This window comes from Citrobacter sp. SX206 (assembly GCF_024181025.1).
GTDB classification, from domain to species: Bacteria; Pseudomonadota; Gammaproteobacteria; order Enterobacterales; family Enterobacteriaceae; genus Citrobacter; species Citrobacter youngae.
In genome coordinates this window covers 682,959-707,993 of the sequence record NZ_CP049738.1, presented here as the reverse complement: position 1 = coordinate 707,993, position 25,035 = coordinate 682,959, and the positions used below count along the sequence as shown (strand labels likewise).

The following is a 25,035-nucleotide window of genomic DNA, read 5'->3' as shown; positions in this document are numbered from 1 at the left end:
GCTATTCGACTTCAATACTTTTCACTTTCAGTGAATCGCCAGCATCTACCCGCAGACGATCGCCCTGACAGAGAGGACACTGCGCATCATGCTGGGTGATCTCTACGACCTGACTGCAATCCCAGCACCACGCCTGGGCGGGTTTGTAATCAATATGCAGCTCACAACCCTGGGCCAGCGTCCCCTGACAGACGATGTCGAAACTGAAACGCACGGCGCTCTCTTCAACGCAGGAGAGCGCCCCGATTTCCAGCCAAACGCCGGTTACACGTTTGACACCGTGCTGCTCTGCCTGCTGTTGAACAATCTCAACCGCGCTCTGACAAAGGGACAGCTCATGCATTTTCGCAGTTCCGACGACCCAGCAGCAGCGCGCGGCGGTTGAGCTGCGGCGCATTTGGATCGCTTACCGGCAGCGATAACAGCATTCGTGCGCAATCGTCAGTCAGGCGCACACCTTCTTGCGCAGACATGCTGTGCGAAAGCGGCGACATCAGCGAACAGGAGAGGTATTGCGATACACCCTCCAGTTCACCCACGGTAAAGGTCATTTCGCCATACGGCAGACGCAACCCGATTTTTTCGCTGACTTTACGCACCGGCCAGACCTGATCCGGCCCGGGGAAAATCAGCGCGCTGAGCATCCAGGGTGTGATAACACACCCCGTCCACTGTCCTTCAAACAGCGTAAAATCAGAGACATATACCGGCATATTCGGATGCAGGAAAGAAAGATCGTGCATCGAACGCCGGGCAACCTCTTCAAACGCGGCCTGAATTTGCTGCTTCGGGGCTGTCTGAAAGCCTAAGAACTCCTCAGACATGTGCCTTCTCCCGTGGAATAGCTTCAACGCCAGACTCGCGCAGCGCGGCAAGAACCTGCTCAAGCGCAGGTTCAATCATCGCTTCGACCGTTGGCGTTAGCCCGATATGCGGCTCCAGCGATTCCGGAATAACGCCGACTAACGTCAGCTTTTTCGGAAACTCGCCGGTGAAACGCAGGGCCGACAAAACGTCGGCCAGGCCAAGCTGGTGCGGTGAGATTTTGTTGGTAAACAGCGCCGGGATCTCTTCATCCCGCAGAACCATCATCGTTCCTGGCGTGTTTTTCTTCGACACAATGGCGTCAGCAATGATCAGATGATCTCTGTTCGCCATATCGCCGAGAAGCTCCATCCCAGCCGTACCACCGTCCAGAACATCAACAAAGTCTGGCAGGATGTACCGTTGCTCTAATGCCTCAACGATACGTACTCCGATGGCTTCGTCGGTCAGCAAAATATTGCCAACCCCTAAGACTAATATCCGCATTACAGAACCTTAACTGAGACCACTTCGTTCCCGTCAACGTCCACCACATGCACCGCACATGACATACAAGGGTCGAAGGAGTGAATGGTACGAACCACTTCCAGCGGTTTGTTTGGATCGGCAATCGGCGTTCCTACCAGCGAGCGCTCATACGGTCCCACTTCATCATTAAAGTTACGTGGGCCAGAGTTCCAGGTTGACGGAACAACCGCCTGGTAGTTGCTGATAATGCCATCTTTAATCACCATCCAGTGAGACAGCATACCGCGCGGCGCTTCGAGGAAACCGACACCTTTGAATTCGCCCGTTGCCGGGATATCCGGTTTCACGAAGGTGGTGTGGTCGCCTTTACCGATGTTCACGATCAGCGCGTTGTACTGATCCTGCAGAACGTTCTGCAGTTCACAGCAGTGAACGGTACGGCCAATAATACGACCCAGCGTAGAGTGCAGCTGCGACACTTCGATAGTTTTACCGGTCAGCTTGGTGTAAATCGCGATGATTTCATTCAGCTTGGCATGGGTAGACTCGCGTTTGGCCGCCAGTTTACACAGCATGTTAGCCAGCGGACCCACTTCAACCGTTTTCCCGTAGAAGGTCGGCGCTTTAACCCAGGAGTACTTGCCGTCATCTGACCAACCGGTGTAATCAGGAACCGTTGTGCCTTCCCACGGAGCCTGCGGCGCTTCGTCTTTGTACCACGCGTGTTTCGCACTCTCCTGAATCCCTTTGATCAGATACTCATCGGAGTGAGAGGTGATCGGACGATAGGTCGACAGATCTTCATTAGTAATGTAACCACCCGGGAACAGGAAGCTGCCGTTTTTACCGTCAGTCGGAAATTCCGGCGCACTCAGATAGTTAACCGCGCCCTGACCACGCTCCAGCCACTCAGGATAGAATGCAGCAATAACCGCGGTATCTACCTTGTAAACCTGCTCAACGAAGTCGCTCAGCTTATCAATGAAAGACTTGATGTACATCAGGCGTTCAAGGTTCAGCACGCCAAGACCGTCGAGGTTAATCGGGTTAGCAACCCCACCTACCGCCAGGTTCTGGATGTGCGGCGTTTTACCGCCCAACAGCGCCACAACGCGGTTGGCATCACGCTGGCATTCCAGCGCCTGCAGATAGTGAGCGACCGCAATCAGGTTCACTTCCGGCGGCAGCTGCATTGCCGGGTGACCCCAGCAACCGTTAGCAAAAATGCCTAACTGACCGCTGGCAACAAGATCTTTGATCTTGTTCTGAACCTTGGTGAACTCTTCTGCGCTGTTCAGGTGCCAGGAGGACACGCCGTTCAGCATGGCAGATGCTTTCGCTGGATCGGCTTTCAGCGCAGAAGTGATATCCACCCAGTCCAGCGCAGACAGCTGATAGAAGTGAACAATATGGTCATGCGTGGTGTGCGCGGCCAGAATGATGTTACGGATGTACTGTGCGTTTACCGGAACATCAATATTCAGCGCGCTTTCAGCTGCACGAACGGAAGAGATAGCGTGAGTCGTGGTGCAAACACCACAAATACGCTGCACAATCATCCAGGCATCGCGCGGATCGCGATTTTTCACGATCTCTTCCATGCCGCGCCACATGGTACCGGAAGCCCATGCTTTAGATACCACGCCATTTTCGATTTCGCAGTCGATGCGTAAATGACCCTCAATACGGGTTACCGGATCAATAGTAATTCTCTGGCTCATGCTTTGCTCGCCTCATGACGATTTTGATCGTTTTGTTTTAAAGGAGGAAGTATCGGCAGTAGACGAATGAGTACGATGTATGCACAAATCTCAATAGCCACAAAACCAATAGAAATCAACAGTTCTTCCCAGGTCGGGAAGTAGTGGTAGCCACCACCAGGATTGAATGCCACCAGCGAGTAGGACAGACGCCATGTCGCACAACCCAGCAATGCGCTCAGCGCAGACAGATACAGCATGCGCGAGTCATTGCGCAGCTTAGTGACGCGCAGCACCACCAGCGGGAAGACCATCAGCACGACTTCAATCCAGAACATCACGGAGTAAAGATCGCCTGCAAACGCATACGACAGCTTGTCGCGGTAGATCAACTCGCCAAAGCGCAGGACCACGAAAATCGCCAGCAGCACGCTGATGGTATTCGTCAGCTTAATGAACAGACTTTTCTCGTCCGGACCGTTACCTTTCAGACCCGCTTGTACCAGTGAGCCTTCAAAAATGACGATCGAGAAGCCCATTATAAAGGCGGTTAATACCGAGAAAAGCGGCAACATTTCATAAGCTTGCCAGAGCGGATGTACTTTATAGCCCGCAGAAATCATCAATGAACCCATTGAAGACTGGTGCATGGTCGGCAGCAGCGCGCCGAGGGCAATAATAAAGAACATCACTTTATTCAAACGCTTGAGAGAAACTTTCCACCCCAGACGTTCAAACAGAGCTGGCGCAAATTCCAGCGCCATGATGCCGATATAGATGGTCATACAGACCGCCGTTTCGAACAGTACCGAGTTCACGTTGAAGTGACCCGGAATGTAGAAGTACGGCAGGTTCCAGTAACGACCGACGTCAATGGTGATCGACAAACCACCCAGCGAGTAACCAAACAGGCTTGCCAGCAACGCCGGACGTACCAGTGGATGGTATTGTCCTCTGTTGAAAACATACACCGCCCACGCCAGCGCCCAACCGCCGCACGCAAAGCCAGTACCAATCAACAGGTCAAACGCGATCCATACGCCCCACGGGAAACCGCCGTTCAGATCGGAGACTGAACCCAATCCGAAGACCAGACGTTTCACGATCAGGAGCATACACAGGACGATAAGCGGCCCAAAAATAATGACCGGTTTGCTGATTATTTTTCCGCCCAGCGGTTTAGGATCATGACTCATGATCGTCTCCTCCATCGTGATGGTCGTTTTTCGTGTTACGACGAACCAGCACGGTTAAGCCCGCCAGCGCAGCCAGGGGTAAAATCATGCCCTTGTACAGGGAATGTTGAACATGTTCGGAACGCGCACCGGTTGAAAGATCATCCAGTTTTGGCAGATCCAAATCCTCGTAAGGAACACCCGTCAGCACCATAACCTGCGTACCACCGCCTTCCTTTTCACCGTACAGGTGCGGATAGTACTTCGGTACCGTATGCAAATAAGTATCACCAGCGTTCACTGTCTGACGCGGATAGTGGTATTCGCTGCCAGGCTTCAGTGCGAGACGTTTTTTCGCCTCAGCCATCAGCTCTTCACGGGTACCAAAAATCACTGCACCGGCAGGACACACTTCAACACATCCCGGCAAACCGCCTTTGTCCAGACGTTCAACGCCTTTCTGGTTACACAGTTCACATTTATGAAGCGCACCAAACGGGTTGTTGTAGTCGTATTTAGGGACGTTGTACGGACAGGCGACCATGCAGTAACGGCAGCCGGTACAGACATCTTTGTCATAGTGGACGATGCCGGTTTTCGGGTCTTTCTTCAGCGCGGAGACCGGGCAAACGGAGACGCAGTTTGGATCGACACAGTGCATGCACTGTTTCTTAATGTATGCGTAACCATTTTCTTCCTGGTCTTTGTTAACGCCTGTTCCGCTACGCCACACCTGGATGATGTTGTTGGTGTACGGTGACAATTTGTCGTTGTTCGACCAGGTTTGCTCGCCTTCCGGGTTACGCGCCGGGAAGTTGATATCCTGACACTTGGTGACGCAGGCCTGGCAGCCTACGCACAGCGTCGAATCATAAAGCATCCCAAGAGAACCCGGGATCGGCGGACGGTTTTCTGCAGCCGCATGGCTGATGGACGGCGCGGCGCCCAACAGCAATGCCCCGCTGGAGGCTGCTTTAATAAAGTTACGTCTGTTCACGGTTATTCTCCCCGTGAGTCAGCGTTATCTTTCTTCTGCTGACGCCCCAGTTCACGTACCGCCATCACGCTGACGCCGGCAACCAGTCCTACTACGCCGCCAAGCAGCCCAATAGCCCCAGCTGAAATGTTGCCGCCTTCTTTCATGTTGACATCAGGCTTCTCTGAACGCGGGGTTTGGTTTTCCACATGGGCGAGTTGGTGAATGCCTTTATGGAAACCGACGCCTTCTTCGTTACAGCCGTAGCAAGGATGACCAATAGCTACCGGCCACACGCCGCCAACGTCGCAGAATTGCAATGTTGAGCAGTTGCCGTACGTTTCTGGCCCTTTACAGCCCAGATGATAGAGGCACCAACCTTCACGATGGCCTTCATCGCCGAACTCTTTAGCAAAACGACCGGCATCAAAGTGCGGGCGACGTTCGCAGTGTTCGTGAATCAAACGGCCATAGGCGAATGTCGGACGGTTTTTGGTATCCAGCTTCGGCGGCTTACCGTAAGTGATGATATGCGCGACCGTGGCGAGGAAGTTATGCGGGTTAGGCGGACAGCCTGGGATGTTGATGATGGTTTTGCCTGGCAGAACTTCTTGCAAGCCGACTGCACCCGTTGGGTTCACGCCAGCGGCAGCCACACCACCCCATGCGGCACAAGAGCCGATAGCGATGATAGCTGCTGCACCTTCGGCCGCTCTGCGGATGTGATCCACAATTGGCTCACCGGCAACCATGCAATAAATACCATTATCTTTTAGTGGTATAGAACCATCTACCACCAGAACATATTGCCCTTTGTACTTCTCCAGAGCGTTATGTTTGTTCTCTTCGACCTGGTGGCCAAAGGCGGCAGAGAGCACCTCATGATATTCAAGAGAGATAGTCTCCAGAACGAGGTTTTCCACTGTAGGGTGTGTCGCACGAAGCAGCGATTCAGTACAACCCGTACACTCCTGAGCACCAATCCAGATAACCGGCGGGCGCTGAGGACGAGAAACTGATTCGGCCATTTCTGCGGCGGCTTTGCTGCTGAGCCCCATAGTAGCGGCCAGTGCTGCACAAAGCTTCATGAAATCACGGCGATTGATGCCGTTCGAATTGATGAGAGAATTATCTCCAGTCATTTTATTGTTATTCCGTTGCGAAGACCTGGCTTTTATTTTGCACCATTCGCATGTTGCATATTGCGATCGGCGCGCCATTACCACACTTTTTATATGGTTATGTGCATTATAATACTTCGGCGGAGCAACAAAACGAAGGCGTAGGTCAATAGTGTAATTAATTAAAGCAAGATAATACCCCTTTTGGATCAAGCTTCGAGCCGATAGCCGGCCATGAAAAACCGAATTGTTGTACTCGACTGGTTCTCTTTGAAGAAATCCATCACCATCTCTTTATCCAGCCCGTAACGACGCGTCAGGATCCCCGCTTCCCATGCGCTGAGCTGTCGGTCACCCGTTTTTTCAAACATTCGATGTGAAAAACCCAGAACAAAACCGCGTTTATAATCTGAACAAAAATTCGCCACTGAACGAGCACTGTCCGCACTTGAGGCGTTCAATCCGGCCATCAGGCCCTTTCCAAAATGGTTGTCCATGCATAACCTCCAATCGCTATATAACAAATTATATAGCGATTTTTTAAGCAAAGGCCAGAGGTATCACGCACTTTTTTGTGCCAGATTAAAAGGACACCCACTCGTCCGTTTTAGGTGCTGCAGAGGTTCTGCTTTCTGTGGAAGGGGAAGCGGTATTGGCAGCGGCGTATTGCACATCATTCGCAGACAGGCGGAACTGTTGCACCGAGCGTTGTAGCTCTTCCGTTTGCCGTTCCAGCGCCACTGCCGCAGCGGATACTTGTTCTACCAACGCGGCATTCTGTTGCGTCACGCTATCCATCTGCGTGATCGCAACACTAACCTGCGAGATACCTTTATTCTGCTCTTCAGAAGCAGAGGCAATTTGTTTCATGATAACGGTCACTTCGGTGGCACCGCGCAGAATCGCTTCCATGGTTAATCCCGTCTCTTTAACCAGACGAGCGCCCTGTTCGACACGACGCGACGATTCACCGATTAATGTCTCAATCTCTTTTGCCGCACCGGCGCTACGGCTGGCGAGATTACGTACTTCCCCTGCTACCACGGCAAAACCACGTCCCTGTTCACCAGCCCTGGCCGCTTCAACGGCGGCGTTGAGCGCCAGAATGTTGGTCTGGAAAGCAATGCTATTAATGACAGAGGTAATTTCTGCGATCTGTTTAGAGCTGGCGGCAATACCGTCCATCGTCTCAACCACTTCTGAAACCAGCGAGCTGCCTTTACCTGCCGTTTCTGTCGCCGTATCGGCGAGTTGGCTGGCCTCACGCGCATTTTCGGCGTTAAGTTTTACCGTGGCGGTCAGTTGCTCCATGCTGGCAGCGGTCTCTTCCAGCGCCGCGGCCTGCTCCTCAGTACGGGAAGAGAGATCATTATTGCCGGTAGAAATTTCCGTAGCGCCTCGCCAGATGTTGTCACTGCCTGAACGAATCGTACTTACGGCTTCACGCAGGCTGTCCTGCATTGCGCACAATAAAGGGACCAGTTGGCCCACGCAGTTACGCCCAAAATCTTCAATTGGATGGCTGAGATCGCCCTGGGCAATCTGGCGGAACTGCAAGCGAATGCGACCGAGAGGTTTCACCATCATGGTAACGAGGTAACGATCGGTGAAGAACAGGAGGGCAATCCCGAGGATAACGGCAGTAATAATCAGTGTCCGAATGATCGACGTTTTACCGTCTACCATGATACGCGTCGCATCAAGTCTCTTTCCGGCGGTGGTATTAAACAGCTCAGCGCTGGCACCAAATTCACGGCTCAGTGCGGGCGTAATCGTGCTGGCATGTTCCGAAAACGCCGTAAGCGAGCCCTGCTGCGCCAGCTGCATTTGCGGTATCACGCCTTTATCCAGCAAAGCTTGCCACTTGGCCAGCACTGTTGCTGAAATTTCCGGGTCCATCGGTCCTGGAGACAATGTTTTCATCTCCTGGAGCTTTTGGCTCAGATTATCCAGCGATTGCTGGGCAGGTGCAAAATCAGGCGTTTCACCACCAATTTTGACATCCACAGCACGGCTCAGGCGTGTCACAAAGCGAAAGTACTGATCGTTCCCCTGACTCAGTACCGTCATCTGTTTGACAAGATGACGGTCAATATCGTTGCCTTCTGATATTTTTGATAAAGCATGAAGACTGAATAAACCCACGCCCGACCAGAGCAGGCAAAAAAGTCCCAGTATCGCCAGCATGACAATACGAATAGTGAAGTTTTTCAGCAAATACATAATAATTTCCTTGCCATTGATGAGGAATTCGCCATCAGGCGATACTTCCCCTTGTTATCGGCAGGCAATGAAGAAGATATAATACGTTCTTTATTTTTTTACTTTTTTAAGTCTATCTATTATCCCTGCTGGTCATATCAATATGAATGTTAATGAAATTAGGTAGCATTATTATTCAGATAATTAACCTAAAGCTGCAAGTAATGCGTTGTTTTTCATAACAAATATTTATCAAACCAGGCAAGAGTGCGTTCCCAGGCTAAATCAGCAGCTGCTTTATCATAACGGGGTGTCGAATCGTTATGAAAACCATGATTAACACCGGGATAGATATATGCTTGATAGATTTTCTTATTCACTTTGAGTGCAGCTTCATAAGCGGGCCAGCCTTCATTAATTCGTGTGTCTAGTTCTGCATAGTGTAATAATAAAGGCGCATTAATTTTAGGGACATCAGAAGCAGGAACCTGACGACCATAAAAGGGCACCGCACATGCCAGTTCAGGGAAAGCAACAGCCGCTGCATTCGCCACACCACCACCGTAGCAAAATCCGGTGATCCCCACCTTTCCTGTCGCCATCGAATAACGCTGCATAAACTCAATAGCGGCAAAAAAATCATTCATCAGCTTAACGGGATCAACCTGCTGCTGTAATTCCCGGCCTTTATCATCATTGCCGGGATAACCGCCCAGTGAACTTAATCCATCGGGTGCCAGCGCAATATAACCCGCCTTCGCCACCCGCCGTGCTACATCCTCAATATACGGATTCAGCCCACGATTCTCATGTACCACTACCACCGCCGGAACCTTCCCCGTCACCTTCGCGGGTTTCACCAGATAACCTCGCACATCACCATGCCCATCAGGCGATGGATAGGTAATGTATTCTGCCAGAATATCGGGATCGGTAAATTCTACCTGCGTTGCCAGGGCATAGTTCGGTTTCAGCAAATTGAATAGCGCCAGTGCCGTCATGCCACCTACCGCATATTTCGCCGCCAGATTCAGAAACTCGCGTTTCGTAATTTTGCCATGGGCGTAATAGTCATAGTAATCGAGTAACTCCTGCGGAAAGTCTTTAGCAGTCAGACGCGGCATGGTCGCACTCCTGAGTGATGTTTTTTTAAGCAAAGCACAGCGGTCTGTTTTTGCCCAGTTTTTCATCCCAATGTGACCTGGTGAACGGGATATTCACCACGAACCCGCTAGAATAGAAACGTTGTTTTGAAATTCACCTGCACTAAGGAGATCTCATGGCCTGGTTTGCCAATCCTGAACGTTATGAGCAAATGCTCTATCGCTACTGTGGGCGCAGCGGCTTGCGCCTGCCCGCGCTGTCGCTGGGTTTATGGCACAGTTTTGGACACGTTCACGCTCTGGATTCACAACGAGCACTGCTGCGAAAAGCATTTGATTTAGGGATCACTCATTTTGATTTAGCCAATAACTACGGGCCACCTCCGGGCAGTGCTGAAGAGAATTTTGGTCGATTGCTGCGCGAGGATTTTGCACAATATCGTGATGAATTGATCATCTCGACCAAAGCGGGTTACGACATGTGGCCGGGGCCTTACGGTTCTGGCGGCTCACGCAAGTATCTGCTGGCCAGCCTCGACCAGAGCCTCAAGCGCATGGGTCTCGACTACGTCGATATCTTCTATTCGCACCGCGTTGATGAAAATACGCCAATGGAAGAGACCGCTTCCGCGCTGGCCCATGCTGTGCAAAGTGGCAAAGCACTGTATGTCGGTATCTCATCTTATTCGCCAGAGCGCACGCAGAAGATGGCCGAACTGCTGCGGGAATGGAAAATTCCGCTGCTTATCCACCAGCCATCCTACAACCTGCTTAACCGCTGGGTAGACAGCAGCGGATTGCTGGATACGCTGGAATCCAACGGGATGGGCTGTATTGCCTTCACCCCATTGGCGCAGGGGCTCCTGACAGGGAAATACCTCAACGGTATTCCTGATGGTTCCCGCATGCAGCGTGAAGGGAAAAAAGTCCGTGGGCTGACGGAAAATATGCTGACGGAAGCAAATCTTAACAGTCTGCGTTTGCTCAATGAGATGGCCCAACAACGTGGGCAGTCGATGGCGCAAATGGCGTTAAGCTGGCTACTAAAAGATAACCGGGTCACATCGGTATTAATTGGTGCCAGCCGACCTGAGCAGTTGGAAGAGAACGTTCAGGCACTGGCAAACCTGACATTCAGCGCCGAAGAACTGGCACAGATTGATAAACATGTCGCGGACGGCAAGCTCAATCTGTGGCAGGCCTCATCAGACAAATAACGATCTGAACATTACGCCGGGTGTAGTCCTACCCGGCCTTAATGGCCTGCTGATGAGAGTGGCAAGTAAATCTCGCCTCACACCTCGTCCTCTTTAATCAACGGACGCTGGTATTCCGGCCATACCAGTGCGACAAGTGCAGGATAGGCTTCCAGGCTGAACTCCCTGAAGCACTGCCGCAAGTTAAGCACATCCAGATCGGCGTGCGGGACTTTCTCCCCGCTGAGGCAGCGCTTTTTAATATTGTCATAATACTTATAAACCGCAGAGTTAAGATCGCTACAGCGCCGCTGCGCGTCAAAGAGCCCGGGCGTTTCATTCAGCTCCACCATTGTCATCCTCTTGACTGTGGAGTGGATAAAATCAATATATTCGTGATTGACTCGCCAATACCATACCGGAGTAATCGAATTCATCAGGGCAGAAAAATGATCTTCTCCCTCTTCTTTACTTAGCATTTCCGGCTGGCGCTGTGCGTTAACATCTTCTGCATAACGGTTTTTATTTGCACTACGCATTAGCAAAAGTACCCCGCAGGTAAGCAATAGCAGGGTAATAACAGAATAAAATATACTGTTCATAGCGGGCTCCATTTTTTTTGATTTTAAAATTACCCCATGCTATTGTCAACGCGGCCTACCTTATTAAAAACATCATATTATTGGCAGCAAAGGATATTTCAACATGCTTCCCGAGCATCTTGTTCCCTCTCGTTTTCATTTATCCGCAACCCCGGACAATACAAATACCACAGAAAATAGTGAAAATTTGACTCAGGGAAAGATAAAACTAAGTGATTACGAATCAGAAATTTTGATTAGCTCCGTAGCTACCGGCCAGTCCCGGAATATGTTATTTGAAGAGTGCGATCGTCATTTAAAAGAGCGCCTTTTCCGCGCCGCAAAAATTGAGTCATTTACTCGTCTGCTCAATTCATTACAGGCGGAAGGCGACATTAACGCCCAGGAATTAAGTAAAATTTTGGCCAAAAAAACAGCCATGATAAATGAACAAGGCAACAAAATTTGGCTTAATTTAATTACTCGCGAAACCAACGATCCTATTTTTTATTCTCTGGAAGAGAAATAAAATGAAAGATGTTGAAGATAATAATGTTTATTTGGCTTTAGATAACCACAAAAGCGATGAGTTTGTCTTAAAACAAAATCTGTCTGTGTTGATAGCCAATAAAAACACGACGCTGGAAAGCCTTGCTCAAGAGATGGTTTCTATACCCGCCGCACTGGTGCGGATGAAATGGCAAAATCGTCATGAAATCTACGCACTGCAAGCCAAAGAAGAGATTTACGGTGCCACTATCGAGGCCATCATCGCTCAGCAACCAGAATTGCGGGACAAAATAATGGCCCGTCTGGAAAGCACATACCAGCATCTGCTTGCACGTGAAACTGCCACACTGCGCCTGACCCGCAAGCTATCCGATGGGAACTATGAGCCCACAAAAATCACTACGGTGGCGTTGGACGAGAACAGATAAGGCAAAAGACTTGCAGAGGAGTGATGTCAGGAGAAGCTTGCCGGGTAAGGTCAAACCTGTGCCCGGCAACAAGGATTATTTGGCTTTCACGGTCTCTTCACCGACCAAACCAATCTTCAGGTAACCCGCCTGGTGCAACGTATCCATAACCTTCATCATAGTTTCGTAGTCGACGGTTTTATCTGCCCGGAAGAAGATGGTGGTGTCTTTCTTGCCTTCAGTTAGCGCGTTTAACTCGTTAATCATCGTCTCATCGGTGACCTGATCGTTACCAATAAACATGGTGTTATCGGCTTTTACTGACAGGTAAACCGGTTTTTCCGGACGCGGTTGCGGCGTACTGGTGGATGCAGGGAGATTGACCTTCACATCCACGGTTGCCAGTGGCGCTGCCACCATAAAGATGATCAACAATACCAGCATGACGTCGATAAACGGCGTCACGTTGATGTCATGCATTTCACCGTTATCGTCCAGGTTTTCATTAAAGCTCATTGCCATGGAACATTATCCTACACGTAATTTCTGCGCAGCACGTACCGGGTGTGCAGACGCGCTTGCACTCAGGTCCAGGTCACGACTTTGCAGCAACAGTACCTGCGCCGCGACATCGCCCAGCATCGCTTTATAGCTGCCGATCTGACGAGCAAAAATGTTGTAGATAACAACAGCAGGGATTGCCGCGACCAGACCGATCGCGGTTGCTAACAGTGCTTCTGCAATACCTGGAGCAACAACAGCCAGGTTGGTGGTTTGGGTTTGTGCGATACCGATGAAGCTATTCATGATGCCCCATACTGTACCAAACAACCCGACAAATGGAGAGATAGCCCCGATGGTTGCCAGGTATCCATTACCCCGCCCCATCTGACGGCCAACGGCGGCAACGCGACGTTCCAGACGGAAACCGGTACGCTCTTTGATCCCTTCGTTGTCATCACTGCCTGCTGACAGTTCCAGCTCGTTCTGTGCTTCGTTAATCAACAGAGCGCCCAGGCTTTTGCCATCGAATCCAGCGGCAATCTCACTTGCCTGATCTAAAGAGCGGGCATCTGCCAGCATTTGCTGTTCACGCTTAAGACGGCGCTTCTGCGTAAAGAACTCAAGGCTCTTACTAAAGAAGATAGCCCAGGTGACCACTGACGCCAAAATCAGCCCAATCATCACGCACTTAACCACGATATCGGCGTGCTGATACATACCCCAGACGGAAAGGTCCGTCTGCATCAAATTATTACCCACTCTGTATCTCCAGGACGCAAATCACAAAATCTGAGCGTAATCATATCAAAACGACGTCGAATTGATAGTCGTTCTCATTACTATTTACATAGTGCCGCACCTTTGGTTTCTTTTCCTTGCGCTCACGCAGTAAAAAAGTCACCAGAAATCGATTTGAGAATATTTTGTACTTTATGGCTGTTCTGCAGGACGCGGCAGATGAGATTCATGCTAGTTTAGACATCCAGACGTATAAAAATAGGTAATACAACATGGCAGATAAGCAGCTTGAGACCAAACTCGTTCACGCCGGGCGTAGTAAAAAATACACGCTGGGTTCGGTAAATAGCGTGATCCAGCGCGCGTCTTCACTGGTATTCGACACCGTTGAGGCGAAAAAACAGGCGACGCATAACCGCGCAAACGGTGCCCTTTTCTATGGCCGTCGCGGCACGCTGACGCATTTCTCACTGCAGGAAGCGATGTGTGAACTGGAAGGCGGGGCCGGTTGCGCCCTGTTCCCCTGCGGTGCAGCAGCCGTTGCCAACACCATCCTTGCCTTTGTTGAACAAGGCGATCATGTGCTGATGACCAACACCGCCTATGAACCCAGCCAGGATTTTTGCACTAAGGTGCTGGGCAAGCTTGGCGTGACAACCGGCTGGTTCGATCCGCTGATTGGCGCGGATATTGTGAAGCATATACAGCCGAACACTAAAGTCGTTTTTCTTGAATCTCCAGGTTCTGTCACCATGGAAGTTCATGATGTTCCAGCCATTGTTGCCGCCGTCAGAAGCGTAGTGCCTGACGCGATCATCATGATTGATAACACCTGGGCTGCGGGCGTGTTGTTCAACGCGCTGGATTTCGGTATCGATATCTCAATTCAGGCAGGGACGAAATATCTGATTGGTCATTCCGACGGCATGGCTGGGACAGCGGTATCCAATGCCCGTTGCTGGGATCAACTGCGTGAAAACGCCTATCTGATGGGACAAATGCTGGACGCCGATACCGCCTATATGACCAGCCGTGGATTGCGGACGTTAAGCGTTCGCCTGCGCCAACACCATGAAAGCAGTTTAAAAGTCGCCGAGTGGCTGTCTGCCCATCCGCAGGTTGCCCGCGTGAATCACCCGGCACTTCCCGGCAGCAAGGGACACGAGTTCTGGAAACGTGACTTTACCGGTAGCAGCGGTCTGTTCTCATTTGTTCTGAATAAGAAGCTAAATAATGAAGAACTGTCTGCGTACCTGGATCACTTCAGCCTGTTCAGCATGGCCTATTCCTGGGGCGGTTTTGAATCACTGATTCTGGCTAACCAACCGGAACATATCGCGGCAATCCGTCCGCAAGGCAAAGTGGACTTCAGCGGAACGCTCATCCGTTTGCATATCGGTTTAGAGAATGTTGACGATCTGATTGCCGATTTAGCCGCAGGATTTGCCCGAATCGAGTAACATTGCCGCAGATGGACATATATGCAGACACTTCTGGTGGAAAAGTCTGCAATTGTTGCGTCCGGGATCAAGGCATCCCGGACAATTCAGGAGTACAATCCACTCATAAACGCTGTTCCACAGGAAAGTCCATGGTAGTCATTCAAGATATTATCTCCGCGCTTTGGCAACACGATTTTGCCGCGCTGGCGGACCCACACGTCGTGAGCGTGGTGTACTTCGTGATGTTCGCCACACTGTTTTTAGAAAATGGCCTGCTGCCCGCCTCCTTTTTGCCCGGTGACAGCCTGCTATTACTGGCAGGAGCGCTGATTGCTCAGGACGTGATGAGTTTTTTACCTACCATAGCGATTCTGACTGCCGCTGCCAGTCTCGGTTGCTGGCTGAGCTACATTCAGGGGCGCTGGCTGGGCAACACGCGGACGGTAAAAGGCTGGCTGGCACAATTACCTGAAAAATATCATCAGCGTGCTACCTGTATGTTTGACCAACACGGGTTGATGGCACTACTCGCCGGACGTTTCCTGGCGTTTGTACGTACCTTACTGCCAACCATGGCGGGGATTTCAGGGCTGCCTAACCGTCGCTTCCAGTTTTTTAACTGGCTGAGCGGGCTGCTGTGGGTAACTGTGGTCACCAGTTTCGGCTATGCGCTCAGCATGATCCCGTTTGTTAAACGCCACGAAGATCAGGTGATGACCTTTTTAATGATCCTGCCTGTTGCCCTGTTAACCGCAGGTCTGCTGGGAACGCTGTTCGTGGTGATTAAAAAAAAATACTGTAGCGCCTGAGTATTAGCCGTATGCCGGAGTCACTCCGGCATTTCGTTGATGGCGCGCAGCGTTAAGGCCGACAAGAAATCACCCCCCCTGCATCATCCGAATTCTGGCTGCATCTTCTCCTGGCGTGACGCCAAAGTAACGTTTGAACTCCCGACTAAACTGCGATGCACTCTCATAACCTACGCGCATGGCCGCCGCGCTGGCTTTCATCCCGTCATGAATCATCATCATCCGCGCTTTATGCAATCGATAGCTCTTCAGATACTGCAACGGTGAAGTACTGGTCACCGATTTAAAATTATGATGGAACGCCGACACGCTCATATTGGCCTCTGCCGCCAATTGCTCAACATTGAGATTTTCGGTGTACTTGGTTTCAATTCGCTTCAGCACACGGCTTATCAAACTGAAATGCGTCTGGCGACTGACCAGCGCCAATAACGCGCCACCACGCGGCCCGGTCAGTACGTGGTAGAGGATCTCACGAATAATCTGTTTTCCCAGAATACGTGCATCCAATGGCCGCTCCATCACATCCAGCAGGCGTTCCGCAGCACAGAGAATTTCATCGGATAGCGTCGCCGAATTGATCCCGCTTGCCGCCATTGCAGGCTGGAACAGCTCATCCTCACCAATATCCATCAGCAATTCCTGCAATTGCAGGATATCGACGTTCAGGCGGATACCAGCCAACGGAACGTCCGGTGTCGCATACGTTTCACATTCAAAGGGTAAAGGTACTGTGAGCAGTAAGTATTCGTTGGCATCATAGCGAAAGACACGCTCGTTGATATAACCAATTTTATATCCTGAAAAGAGAAATATAATGCCAGGCTGATACATCACTGGTGTGCGCACCCCAGGTTCAGAGCCGTACAGTAAGCGAATATCAGGCAGCAGATCATTTAATTTATTTTCATTATTTTTCAGCTGTTTAATTTTATCTGTCAGCAGGAGACAGATCTCATCACGGTTCATAGGGCACCATTTCATCATTGATTTGCAACCCTGATATAGTGCGGACTTTTATCCATTTTCTCCAGTAGTCTGTAGAAATGGGCAAGACATTGGCAGAAATGAGCATTGAGAGGAACGCTTCTGACGACCACAATGTTCACCATCAGGCAGGCACTCGCCTCCCCTCTTTTTTACCCACACAAGGTAACGAGCAATGAACAACTTTAATCTCCATACCCCAACCCGCATTCTGTTTGGTAAAGGCGCGATTGCAGAACTGCGCGACCAAATCCCACAGGATGCTCGCGTACTGATTACCTACGGCGGTGGTAGCGTGAAAAAAACCGGCGTTCTGGCACAGGTTCAGGATGCACTGAAAGGCCTGGACGTGCTGGAATTTGGCGGTATTGAGCCGAACCCGTCTTATGAAACGCTGATGAACGCGGTAAAAATCGTGCGTGATGAGAAGGTGACATTCCTGCTGGCGGTAGGCGGCGGTTCTGTTCTGGATGGCACAAAATTCATCGCCGCAGCAGCACATTACGCTGACGGTGTTGACCCATGGCGCATTCTGGAAACACGCGGTAACGACGTACAAAGCGCCGTTCCAATGGGCTCCGTATTAACTCTGCCGGCAACTGGCTCCGAATCTAACTCTGGCGCGGTAATTTCGCGCAAAACGACTGGCGACAAACTGGCCTTCATGACCCCGTTTGTCCAGCCGGTATTTGCTGTACTCGATCCGGTTTACACCTATACTCTGCCGCCACGTCAGGTTGCCAACGGCGTGGTAGATGCTTTTGTTCATACTGTAGAACAATACGTGACTTATCCGGTAGACGGGAAAATTCAGGATCGCTTCGCCGAAGGCATTCTGCTGACGCTGATAGAAGACGGTCCGAAAGCATTGCAGGAGCCGGAAAACTACAATGTGCGTGCGAACGTCATGTGGGCAGCCACTCAGGCGCTGAACGGACTGATTGGCGCAGGCGTACCGCAGGACTGGGCAACCCATATGCTGGGTCACGAACTGACGGCAATGCACGGACTTGACCACGCTCAGACACTGGCAATCGTCCTGCCTGCATTGTGGAATGAAAAACGCGATACCAAGCGTGCCAAACTGCTGCAATACGCAGAACGCATCTGGAATATCACCGAAGGCTCCGAAGACCAGCGCATTGATGCCGCGATTGCCGCCACCCGTCAATTCTTCGAACAAATGGGTGTACCGACTCGCCTGTCTGACTACGGTCTGGATGGCAGTTCCATCCCGGCACTGCTGGAAAAACTGCAAGCGCATGGCGGCACGAAACTGGGTGAACATCAGGACATTACGCTGGACGTCAGCCGCCGGATTTACGAAGCTGCCCGCTAAGGTTTTTTAACCTCCGACTTTCGTTTTTGGCTATTTATACCAGGCTTAAGTCACACCTATGTCACCGGAGTATGTTCCGGTGACAGTCATTAAGGGGAGGAATTATGACCACTCCAACCATTATCAAACTACAGGATGGTAACGTCATGCCGCAACTGGGCCTGGGGGTCTGGAAGGCAAGCAACGAAGAAGTCATCACCGCCATTCATAAAGCGCTGGAAGTAGGGTATCGCTCAATTGATACCGCTGCGGCGTACAAAAACGAAGAAGGTGTCGGCAAAGCAATACGCGATGCTGGCGTACCGCGCGAAGAGTTATTCATTACCACCAAGCTGTGGAATGATGATCAGAAACGCCCACGGGAAGCGTTGCTCGAAAGCATGGAGAAACTCCAGCTCGATTACCTCGATCTCTACCTGATGCACTGGCCTGTTCCGGCGATCGATCACTACGTTGAAGCGTGGGAAAACATGATCGACCTGCAAAAAGAGGGGCTGATTAAGAGCATCGGCGTGTGCAACTTTCAGATCAATCATCTCCAGCGCCTGATGGATGAAACAGGTGTCCCGCCGGTGATTAACCAGATAGAACTGCATCCACTGATGCAACAGCGCCAGTTGCACGCCTGGAACGCCACACATAAAATCCAGACCGAATCCTGGAGCCCGCTGGCGCAGGGCGGCAAAGACGTATTTGATCAAAAGATCATTCGCGACCTCGCTGAAAAATATGGCAAATCACCGGCGCAGGTCGTCATTCGCTGGCATCTGGATAGCGGCCTGGTAGTGATCCCGAAATCCGTCACCCCTGCCCGTATCGCCGAGAACTTCAATGTCTGGGACTTCCGCCTGGACAAAGATGAACTCGGTGAAATAGCAAAACTCGATCAAGGTAAACGCCTTGGCCCTGACCCGGATCAGTTCGGCGGTTAATCTCTCCTCTCCAGCCCGGCATTCCCGTCGGGCTTTTCTCCTGTCGAAATATTAAGAAACAATAAACGCGCAACTATTGATGTATTTATGGCACATCCACGTGCAGCATTACGCAATATAACTTACTAATTATTCAGTAATAATATTGATTTAATGAACACATCACAAATATCTATAGGTGCGTGACCATGGCGGAAAAAACACAGCAAGGCGTCAAATGGCTCCCATTGATTCTTATACTATTTATTTCTGCCGGGCTCTGGCAGCTTACCCCACCCAGTGGGTTAAGTGCGCCAGCCTGGCATTCAGCCATTATCTTCGTTGCTACCATTGCTTCTATCGTGGCAAAAGTTCTGCCTATTGGCGCAGTCGGCATTATCGGTATTACCGTTTTTGCCCTCGCTTATGCTGCCGGGGATAAAACCGCCAGCGGCGCTATTACCACCGCACTGAGCGAACTGAACAGTTCTCTGATCTGGCTGATTGTCGTCGCCTTTATGATTGCCCGCGGGTTTATCAAAACGGGCCTCGGACGACGTATTGCGCTGCAGATGATCCGCCTGCTCGGCAAGCGCACGCTGGGACTCGCCTACGGACTGGCGTTTGCGGACCTGATACTTTCCCCCGCAATGCCAAGCAACACGGCCCGCTGCGGCGGCGTCATCTATCCCATTGCCGACTCCCTGGCGCGCAGTTTCCACTCGAACCCGGAAGATGAATCCCGCAGTAAAATCGGCACCTTTCTTATCACCTGTATTGGCAACGTCAACGACGTCACCGCCGCGCTCTTTATGACCGGATATACCGGCAACCTGTTGGCAGTGAAGCTGGCGGCCAATGCGGGGGTCACTCTGACCTGGGGCAGCTGGTTTATGGCGGCATTGCTGCCTTGCCTGGTTTCCTTACTGCTGGTTCCATTACTGGTCTACTGGATTGTGCGCCCGGAAATTAAACACACGCCGGATGCCCCTAATCTGGCGCGTAAAGAACTGGCGGAAATGGGCCGTATGTCACGCGGGGAATGGCTGATGCTGGCGACCGTCGGCGTCCTGCTGGTACTGTGGATTTTTGGTGATACGCTGGGCGTCGACGCCACCACCGCCTCATTTGTTGGTTTATCCATCTTGCTGCTCAGCGGCGTTCTGAGCTGGGAAGATGTCAAAAGCGAGAAAGGTGCGTGGGATACACTGATCTGGTTTGCCGCACTATTGATGATGGCAAATCAGTTGAAAAAACTGGGTTTTACCACCTGGTTTGGCAACCTGATTGGCGATAGCCTGAGCAGTACTATGCATGGAACCAGTTGGGTGGTTGTCCTGCTGCTGCTCAACGCCGCGTACTTTTATACCCACTACTTTTTTGCCAGCGGTAATGCGCAGATTGCGGCGCTGTATGCCGTTTTCCTCGGCGTCGGCCTGCATTTGAACATTCCCGCTGCCCCTACGGCGTTGATGCTGGCCTTCACCAGCAGCCTGTACTGTTCCCTCACTCAGTACACTCACGCTCGCGGGCCGATTCTGTTTGGTGCCGGGTACGTACCGACGGGAGTCTGGTGGCGAACGGGATTCATCATCAGCCTGTTCAATCAAGCCGTCTTTATCACTGTAGGGCTGATGTGGTGGAAGATGCTGGGTCTGTACTAAACTCACTGCGTCCTGACGAAACGTCTTATCTACGGAGAAAAGGAATGACCTGTATTTTCTGTCAAATTGTTGAAGGTAAAGCGCCCTGCCATAAAGTCTGGGAAGACGAGCATCACCTGGCCTTTCTGTCGATTTTCCCAAACACCGACGGTTTTACCGTGGTGATCCCGAAAAAGCACTACCCAAGCTATGCATTTGATATGCCGCCACAGGCGCTGGCAGACCTGATGCTGGCGACCCAAAAGGTGGCGAAAAAACTGGATAAGGCTTTCCCGGATGTCAGTCGTACGGGGATGTTTTTCGAAGGGTTTGGCGTGGATCATGTGCACAGTAAGCTCAGCCCTATGCATGGCACAGGTGATTTGACGCACTGGAAACCGATTGAGTCCCGGCAGACTAAATTTTTCGAGCAGTATGAAGGGTATCTGTCATCACACGATCATGAACGGGCGGATGATGCAAAACTGGCCGCATTAGCGGCCAGAATTCGTGAGGCATAAATACTGAGCATGTCTGCCGGATGGCGGTGCAAGCACCTTATCCGGCCTACGGTCTGTCTGGCCCGGTAAGCATTTCACTACCGGGCAAGACAGATTAGCGCCCCGCGACTTTCCCGCGTTTTTTATTCGCCGCAGGTGTCTGACGCTGGTGCGCGACTGGCGTATGCTTGGTCAGTGCCGGACGGGTATGGCGGTTCTGACGACGTGCTTCACGCATCTCTTCCAGCGTCGGGGCCGGAACCAGACATTCGCGACGACCGCCAATCAGATGCTTTTTCCCCATATCTTCCAGCGCCTGACGGATTAACGGCCAGTTAGCAGGATCATGGTAACGCAGCAGTGCTTTATGCAGACGGCGCTGTTTATCACCTCTTGGCACTACCACATCTTCACTCTTATAACCAATTTTGCCCAACGGGTTTTTCCCGGTGTAATACATGGTTGTAGAGTTTGCCAGCGGTGATGGGTAGAAGTTCTGCACTTGATCCAGACGGAAACGACGCTGTTTCAGCCACAGAGCCAGATTCACCATATCCTCATCACGCGTACCCGGGTGCGCAGAGATAAAATAGGGGATCAGGTACTGCTCTTTACCGGCCTGTTTAGAGTAGGTATCGAATAACTCTTTAAAGCGGTCGTAGCTGCCCATACCCGGCTTCATCATCTTCGACAATGGGCCTTCTTCTGTATGCTCCGGCGCAATCTTCAGGTAGCCACCCACATGGTGAGTTGCCAACTCTTTAATATAGCGCGGGTCCTCCACGGCGATGTCATAACGCACCCCGGATGCGATAAGGATCTTTTTAATGCCTTTCAGATCACGCGCGCGGCGGTAGAGATTAATCGTCGGTTCGTGGTTAGTATCCATATGCGGGCAGATATCCGGGTAAACGCAGGACAGACGACGACAGGTCTGTTCTGCACGCGGAGACTTACAGCGCAGCATATACATGTTTGCAGTTGGACCGCCGAGATCGGAAATCACGCCGGTAAAGCCCGGAACGGTATCGCGAATGGCTTCGATCTCATTGATGATCGAATCTTCGGAACGGCTCTGGATAATGCGCCCTTCGTGCTCGGTGATCGAACAGAACGAGCAACCACCAAAACAGCCACGCATGATATTGATCGAGAAACGGATCATCTCATAGGCGGGAATACGGCTGTTACCGTACGCCGGATGCGGTACGCGCTTGTACGGCAGAGCAAAGACGCTGTCCATTTCTTCAGTCGACAACGGGATCGCTGGCGGGTTAACCCAAATATAGCGATCGCCATGCTTTTGCATCAGCGCACGCGCGCATCCTGGGTTCGTTTCGTGATGCAGAATACGCGACGCATGGGCGTACAGAACTTTGTCGCCCTTCACTTTCTCGAAAGACGGTAACAGTACGTAAGTTTTTTCCCACGGCTTCGGACGCGGCGGCTGTACGGTTACCGCTTTCGCTTCTTGTTTTTTCGGTGCGACCGGTTTGTTATCAGCACACGGTAAGTCTTCGCCATACGGATGGGGGATGGGGTCAATTTTCCCGGGCATATCCAGACGTGTGGAATCCACTCCACTCCAGCCCGGCAGCGCTTCTTTAACCATAATCGCGGTATTACGCACGTCGCGGATCTGATCAATGGTTTCGCCCATCGCCAGACGGTGTGCGACTTCCACCAATGGGCGTTCGCCGTTGCCAAACATCAGCATGTCAGCTTTTGAATCCACCAGCACGGAACGGCGTACGGTATCTGACCAGTAATCGTAATGCGCAGTACGGCGCAGGCTGGCTTCAATACCGCCGAGAATAACCGGCACATCTTTCCAGGCTTCTTTACAGCGCTGGGTATAAACCAACGTCGCACGGTCCGGGCGTTTACCCGCCACGTTGTCCGGCGTATAGGCATCGTCATGGCGCAGTCGGCGATCGGCGGTATAACGGTTGATCATCGAGTCCATGTTGCCTGCGGTTACGCCGAAGAACAGGTTAGGTTTGCCCAGACGCATAAAGTCATCTTTGCTGTTCCACTCCGGTTGGGCGATGATCCCCACGCGAAAGCCCTGCGCTTCCAGCATACGGCCGCAAATAGCCATGCCGAAGCTCGGGTGATCGACGTACGCATCGCCGGTAACCAGAATGATGTCGCAGCTATCCCAGCCAAGTTGATCCATTTCGTCGCGTGACATCGGCAAAAATGGTGCCGGCCCAAAGCAGGCGGCCCAGTACTGCGGCCAGGAGAAAAGGTCTCTGTCCGGTTGGATCAGGGATATTGCGCTCATAATGCTTCCAAAAAAATGGTAAAAAAATAATCAAAGGCCGGGGATTATACGCTGGATCAACAAGGGAAATGAAGGAGTATTGTAAGGATGTTAAATTTCATCTCTGCTGGCGCTACGCTGACCGTTCCTGTGCTTTCGCACGGTCCAGGCCGGGTTAGGCGAAGCCGCCACCCGGCACAGGAATATCTATTACGGTGCCGGATTCACCAGCATCTGGCCAATAGAACCACGGTCTGCCATTTCCAGCGTCTGGCTGTTGAAGTAGAACGGGAAATGCGCCCAGGAAGGCTGCCCATAATAGACCAGCAACTCCACTTGCCCATCAACCCAGACGGTATCTTTCCAGCCACGGTCTTCCGGGAACGGCATCGCGCCATTCACATTACGGATCAGGAAAGAGACGCCTTCAATATGGAACGACTGCGGCATATCTGCACGCACCGTCCAGCGCTCCCAGGATCCCTGCTGCGCCGTGATGTCCATGCGATTGACATCCCACAGTTGGCCATTGATTCCGGGATCGTCATCAAGGCTAATATCACGGCTGCGAATCGGCGAGCCGCTCAAAATTTCGGTGGGTAACAGACGCATTGGCAGGCTATCCGTTACCAGCGGCAGAAGGCCGGTTGGTCGCAGAGTCAGTACCAGCGTGGAGATCAGGATACTGGAAGGTTCAAAGAAACCACGGATCCTGTCGACAATACTGGCCGCCTCGCCGCAGGTAATCGAAACTTCATCACCGTTGGTCATATCGACCAGAATCTCACGACGCTCGCCTGGCGCCAACGATAGCTGCTTCACCGAAACCGGCGCGGGTAAAAACCCCTGATCGCCTGAGATAACATGCAGCGCACGACCATCGCTCATTTTCAGCAAATAACGACGCGAATTTGAGGCATTCAGCAAACGCAAACGCACCCAGCCGCGGGACACTTCGACATACGGACTTTGCGCCCCGTTGACCAGAAGAGTATCCCCCACAAACCCCCCACTGCCCGGTTCGCTATATTCTGGCGTACCGAAGTTATCCAGACGCTTATCCTGAATAATGACTGGAAAATCATCCACGCCGTAGTGGTTAGGGATCGGCAGTGATTTACTCACTTCATCTTCAACCAGCCACATCCCGGCAAGGCCGTTATAGACCTGCTGGGCAGTGCGATTTGGCGTGTTGGCGTGATACCACAAGGTTGCAGCACTCTGGCGAATCGGCAGCACGGGCGCCCAGTCCGCATTAGGCGACATCATACGCGCCGGCCCCCCCATAAGAGGACCTGGGACCTGTAACCCGGCAACGGTCATTGAGACATTTTCTGTCAGACGGTTGCTGTAGATAAGCTTGACGTCATCACCTTTCCAGACGCGGATTGTCGGCCCCAGGTAGCGCCCGTTAACACCCCAGACGGGTGCGCGCGTGCCCGGCGTAAACGACCAGTGCGCACGTTGCAGCGTCATAAATAGCGGCTGTCCCCGACGGGACTCCAGCAGGGGGGGAACAGGTAGCGGTTGTTGCTGACCGGCAGCATTAGCCTTCAGCGGGACAGCACCTGCACACAGTGCGATCCCCGATGCCTGAATGAACTGACGCCGACTGAATGACATATAAGCTCC

At 51.7% G+C, this 25,035-nt stretch carries 25 protein-coding genes; 9 read left to right on the top strand and 16 right to left on the bottom strand.

The window, feature by feature from the left end:
- Position 1 precedes the first annotated feature (1 nt).
- The 10 genes from hypA to yghX form a co-directional block, all read right to left on the bottom strand.
- On the bottom strand, positions 2 to 343 hold the full coding sequence (gene hypA / locus G8S19_RS03450) for a hydrogenase maturation nickel metallochaperone HypA (protein WP_003828349.1): 342 nt from the start codon (positions 341 to 343) through the stop codon (positions 2 to 4).
- Complete coding sequence (hybE, locus tag G8S19_RS03445) at positions 336 to 824, bottom strand: hydrogenase-2 assembly chaperone (RefSeq protein ID WP_005123148.1); 489 nt, start codon at positions 822 to 824, stop codon at positions 336 to 338. Before hybE ends, hypA begins: the two co-directional genes overlap by 8 nt.
- Complete coding sequence (locus tag G8S19_RS03440; RefSeq protein WP_061068591.1) at positions 817 to 1,311, bottom strand: HyaD/HybD family hydrogenase maturation endopeptidase; 495 nt, start codon at positions 1,309 to 1,311, stop codon at positions 817 to 819. The genes hybE and G8S19_RS03440 overlap by 8 nt, the downstream gene beginning before the upstream one ends.
- On the bottom strand, positions 1,311 to 3,014 hold the full coding sequence (gene hybC, locus G8S19_RS03435) for a hydrogenase 2 large subunit (RefSeq protein ID WP_003024476.1): 1,704 nt from the start codon (positions 3,012 to 3,014) through the stop codon (positions 1,311 to 1,313). Before hybC ends, G8S19_RS03440 begins: the two co-directional genes overlap by 1 nt.
- Positions 3,011 to 4,189 carry a Ni/Fe-hydrogenase cytochrome b subunit gene (hybB, locus tag G8S19_RS03430; RefSeq protein ID WP_006688074.1) on the bottom strand — a complete coding sequence of 393 codons (1,179 nt, stop codon included), beginning with the start codon at positions 4,187 to 4,189 and terminating at the stop codon, positions 3,011 to 3,013. Before hybB ends, hybC begins: the two co-directional genes overlap by 4 nt.
- Positions 4,179 to 5,165, bottom strand: a complete 987-nt coding sequence (gene hybA / locus G8S19_RS03425) for a hydrogenase 2 operon protein HybA (RefSeq protein WP_005123143.1) — start codon at positions 5,163 to 5,165, stop codon at positions 4,179 to 4,181. Before hybA ends, hybB begins: the two co-directional genes overlap by 11 nt.
- Before the next feature lie 2 nt (positions 5,166 to 5,167).
- Positions 5,168 to 6,286, bottom strand: coding sequence for a hydrogenase 2 small subunit (hybO, locus tag G8S19_RS03420; protein WP_016154493.1), 1,119 nt, complete (start codon positions 6,284 to 6,286; stop codon positions 5,168 to 5,170).
- Between the two features lie 188 nt (positions 6,287 to 6,474).
- Positions 6,475 to 6,762 carry a DUF2623 family protein gene (locus G8S19_RS03415; protein WP_048213218.1) on the bottom strand — a complete coding sequence of 96 codons (288 nt, stop codon included), beginning with the start codon at positions 6,760 to 6,762 and terminating at the stop codon, positions 6,475 to 6,477.
- Positions 6,763 to 6,847: 85 nt separating this feature from the next.
- Complete coding sequence (locus G8S19_RS03410) at positions 6,848 to 8,488, bottom strand: methyl-accepting chemotaxis protein (protein ID WP_048213219.1); 1,641 nt, start codon at positions 8,486 to 8,488, stop codon at positions 6,848 to 6,850.
- Between the two features lie 215 nt (positions 8,489 to 8,703).
- A complete protein-coding gene (gene yghX / locus G8S19_RS03405; protein ID WP_048213220.1) occupies positions 8,704 to 9,591 on the bottom strand; it encodes a YghX family hydrolase in 888 nt (295 codons plus the stop codon).
- A 155-nt stretch (positions 9,592 to 9,746) separates the two neighbouring features.
- Here yghX and G8S19_RS03400 point away from each other — a divergent pair, with 155 nt between their 5' ends.
- Positions 9,747 to 10,787 carry an aldo/keto reductase gene (locus tag G8S19_RS03400; protein WP_005123138.1) on the top strand — a complete coding sequence of 347 codons (1,041 nt, stop codon included), beginning with the start codon at positions 9,747 to 9,749 and terminating at the stop codon, positions 10,785 to 10,787.
- Between the two features lie 77 nt (positions 10,788 to 10,864).
- On the opposite strand, the gene G8S19_RS03395 is transcribed toward G8S19_RS03400, so the two are convergent.
- Positions 10,865 to 11,368, bottom strand: coding sequence for an ESA_00282 family adhesion-associated protein (locus G8S19_RS03395; protein WP_319026329.1), 504 nt, complete (start codon positions 11,366 to 11,368; stop codon positions 10,865 to 10,867).
- A gap of 103 nt (positions 11,369 to 11,471) precedes the next feature.
- On the opposite strand from G8S19_RS03395, the gene G8S19_RS03390 reads away from it, so the two are divergent.
- On the top strand, positions 11,472 to 11,876 hold the full coding sequence (locus G8S19_RS03390) for a hypothetical protein (protein ID WP_137363721.1): 405 nt from the start codon (positions 11,472 to 11,474) through the stop codon (positions 11,874 to 11,876).
- Position 11,877: 1 nt separating this feature from the next.
- Positions 11,878 to 12,285 (top strand): hypothetical protein, encoded by a 408-nt coding sequence (locus G8S19_RS03385; protein ID WP_048213223.1) that lies wholly within the window; start codon positions 11,878 to 11,880, stop codon positions 12,283 to 12,285.
- Positions 12,286 to 12,360: 75 nt separating this feature from the next.
- Here the strand turns inward: G8S19_RS03385 and exbD are convergent, their stop codons facing one another.
- Together exbD and exbB are read right to left on the bottom strand one after the other, a co-directional pair.
- On the bottom strand, positions 12,361 to 12,786 hold the full coding sequence (gene exbD / locus G8S19_RS03380; RefSeq protein WP_048213224.1) for a TonB system transport protein ExbD: 426 nt from the start codon (positions 12,784 to 12,786) through the stop codon (positions 12,361 to 12,363).
- A gap of 6 nt (positions 12,787 to 12,792) precedes the next feature.
- A complete protein-coding gene (gene exbB / locus G8S19_RS03375; protein ID WP_048213225.1) occupies positions 12,793 to 13,527 on the bottom strand; it encodes a tol-pal system-associated acyl-CoA thioesterase in 735 nt (244 codons plus the stop codon).
- A 251-nt stretch (positions 13,528 to 13,778) separates the two neighbouring features.
- Between exbB and metC the strand changes: the two genes are divergently transcribed.
- Both metC and yghB read left to right on the top strand, forming a co-directional pair.
- The gene (metC, locus tag G8S19_RS03370; RefSeq protein ID WP_115642836.1) at positions 13,779 to 14,966 is read left to right on the top strand and encodes a cystathionine beta-lyase; all 1,188 of its coding nucleotides are present in this window, start codon (positions 13,779 to 13,781) and stop codon (positions 14,964 to 14,966) included.
- Positions 14,967 to 15,097: 131 nt separating this feature from the next.
- Positions 15,098 to 15,757 (top strand): DedA family general envelope maintenance protein YghB, encoded by a 660-nt coding sequence (yghB, locus tag G8S19_RS03365; protein WP_048213227.1) that lies wholly within the window; start codon positions 15,098 to 15,100, stop codon positions 15,755 to 15,757.
- A gap of 69 nt (positions 15,758 to 15,826) precedes the next feature.
- Here yghB and G8S19_RS03360 read toward each other — a convergent pair whose 3' ends face one another.
- Positions 15,827 to 16,726, bottom strand: coding sequence for an AraC family transcriptional regulator (locus tag G8S19_RS03360; RefSeq protein ID WP_048213228.1), 900 nt, complete (start codon positions 16,724 to 16,726; stop codon positions 15,827 to 15,829).
- A 193-nt stretch (positions 16,727 to 16,919) separates the two neighbouring features.
- On the opposite strand from G8S19_RS03360, the gene yqhD reads away from it, so the two are divergent.
- From yqhD to G8S19_RS03340, 4 genes are all read left to right on the top strand, one after another.
- Positions 16,920 to 18,083 carry an alcohol dehydrogenase gene (gene yqhD / locus G8S19_RS03355; RefSeq protein ID WP_048213229.1) on the top strand — a complete coding sequence of 388 codons (1,164 nt, stop codon included), beginning with the start codon at positions 16,920 to 16,922 and terminating at the stop codon, positions 18,081 to 18,083.
- 104 nt (positions 18,084 to 18,187) lie between these two features.
- A complete protein-coding gene (gene dkgA, locus G8S19_RS03350; RefSeq protein ID WP_048213230.1) occupies positions 18,188 to 19,015 on the top strand; it encodes a 2,5-didehydrogluconate reductase DkgA in 828 nt (275 codons plus the stop codon).
- Between the two features lie 188 nt (positions 19,016 to 19,203).
- Entirely contained in the window at positions 19,204 to 20,658 is a 1,455-nt protein-coding gene (locus G8S19_RS03345) for a DASS family sodium-coupled anion symporter (protein WP_048213231.1), read from the top strand.
- Between the two features lie 44 nt (positions 20,659 to 20,702).
- Positions 20,703 to 21,158, top strand: coding sequence for an HIT family protein (locus G8S19_RS03340; RefSeq protein WP_032937388.1), 456 nt, complete (start codon positions 20,703 to 20,705; stop codon positions 21,156 to 21,158).
- A 94-nt stretch (positions 21,159 to 21,252) separates the two neighbouring features.
- Here the strand turns inward: G8S19_RS03340 and G8S19_RS03335 are convergent, their stop codons facing one another.
- Complete coding sequence (locus G8S19_RS03335; protein WP_115642835.1) at positions 21,253 to 23,424, bottom strand: YgiQ family radical SAM protein; 2,172 nt, start codon at positions 23,422 to 23,424, stop codon at positions 21,253 to 21,255.
- A 189-nt stretch (positions 23,425 to 23,613) separates the two neighbouring features.
- Complete coding sequence (ftsP, locus tag G8S19_RS03330; protein ID WP_005123112.1) at positions 23,614 to 25,026, bottom strand: cell division protein FtsP; 1,413 nt, start codon at positions 25,024 to 25,026, stop codon at positions 23,614 to 23,616.
- Positions 25,027 to 25,035 lie beyond the last annotated feature (9 nt).

Excerpts from the sequence above, each read along its gene's own strand:
- yqhD (WP_048213229.1), top strand. The coding sequence starts at position 16,920 with ATGAACAACTTTAATCTCCATACCCCAACCCGCATTCTGTTTGGTAAA.
- G8S19_RS03335 (WP_115642835.1), bottom strand. The coding sequence starts at position 23,424 with ATGAGCGCAATATCCCTGATCCAACCGGACAGAGACCTTTTCTCCTGG.
- hypA (WP_003828349.1), bottom strand. The coding sequence starts at position 343 with ATGCATGAGCTGTCCCTTTGTCAGAGCGCGGTTGAGATTGTTCAACAG.
- G8S19_RS03395 (WP_319026329.1), bottom strand. The coding sequence starts at position 11,368 with ATGAACAGTATATTTTATTCTGTTATTACCCTGCTATTGCTTACCTGC.
- G8S19_RS03340 (WP_032937388.1), top strand. The coding sequence starts at position 20,703 with ATGACCTGTATTTTCTGTCAAATTGTTGAAGGTAAAGCGCCCTGCCAT.
- G8S19_RS03385 (WP_048213223.1), top strand. The coding sequence starts at position 11,878 with ATGAAAGATGTTGAAGATAATAATGTTTATTTGGCTTTAGATAACCAC.
- G8S19_RS03400 (WP_005123138.1), top strand. The coding sequence starts at position 9,747 with ATGGCCTGGTTTGCCAATCCTGAACGTTATGAGCAAATGCTCTATCGC.
- G8S19_RS03440 (WP_061068591.1), bottom strand. The coding sequence starts at position 1,311 with ATGCGGATATTAGTCTTAGGGGTTGGCAATATTTTGCTGACCGACGAA.
- G8S19_RS03360 (WP_048213228.1), bottom strand. The coding sequence starts at position 16,726 with ATGAACCGTGATGAGATCTGTCTCCTGCTGACAGATAAAATTAAACAG.
- exbD (WP_048213224.1), bottom strand. The coding sequence starts at position 12,786 with ATGGCAATGAGCTTTAATGAAAACCTGGACGATAACGGTGAAATGCAT.
- G8S19_RS03415 (WP_048213218.1), bottom strand. The coding sequence starts at position 6,762 with ATGGACAACCATTTTGGAAAGGGCCTGATGGCCGGATTGAACGCCTCA.
- ftsP (WP_005123112.1), bottom strand. The coding sequence starts at position 25,026 with ATGTCATTCAGTCGGCGTCAGTTCATTCAGGCATCGGGGATCGCACTG.
- dkgA (WP_048213230.1), top strand. The coding sequence starts at position 18,188 with ATGACCACTCCAACCATTATCAAACTACAGGATGGTAACGTCATGCCG.
- hybB (WP_006688074.1), bottom strand. The coding sequence starts at position 4,189 with ATGAGTCATGATCCTAAACCGCTGGGCGGAAAAATAATCAGCAAACCG.
- yghB (WP_048213227.1), top strand. The coding sequence starts at position 15,098 with ATGGTAGTCATTCAAGATATTATCTCCGCGCTTTGGCAACACGATTTT.
- yghX (WP_048213220.1), bottom strand. The coding sequence starts at position 9,591 with ATGCCGCGTCTGACTGCTAAAGACTTTCCGCAGGAGTTACTCGATTAC.
- G8S19_RS03410 (WP_048213219.1), bottom strand. The coding sequence starts at position 8,488 with ATGTATTTGCTGAAAAACTTCACTATTCGTATTGTCATGCTGGCGATA.
- hybO (WP_016154493.1), bottom strand. The coding sequence starts at position 6,286 with ATGACTGGAGATAATTCTCTCATCAATTCGAACGGCATCAATCGCCGT.
- G8S19_RS03345 (WP_048213231.1), top strand. The coding sequence starts at position 19,204 with ATGGCGGAAAAAACACAGCAAGGCGTCAAATGGCTCCCATTGATTCTT.
- G8S19_RS03390 (WP_137363721.1), top strand. The coding sequence starts at position 11,472 with ATGCTTCCCGAGCATCTTGTTCCCTCTCGTTTTCATTTATCCGCAACC.
- hybE (WP_005123148.1), bottom strand. The coding sequence starts at position 824 with ATGTCTGAGGAGTTCTTAGGCTTTCAGACAGCCCCGAAGCAGCAAATT.
- metC (WP_115642836.1), top strand. The coding sequence starts at position 13,779 with ATGGCAGATAAGCAGCTTGAGACCAAACTCGTTCACGCCGGGCGTAGT.
- hybC (WP_003024476.1), bottom strand. The coding sequence starts at position 3,014 with ATGAGCCAGAGAATTACTATTGATCCGGTAACCCGTATTGAGGGTCAT.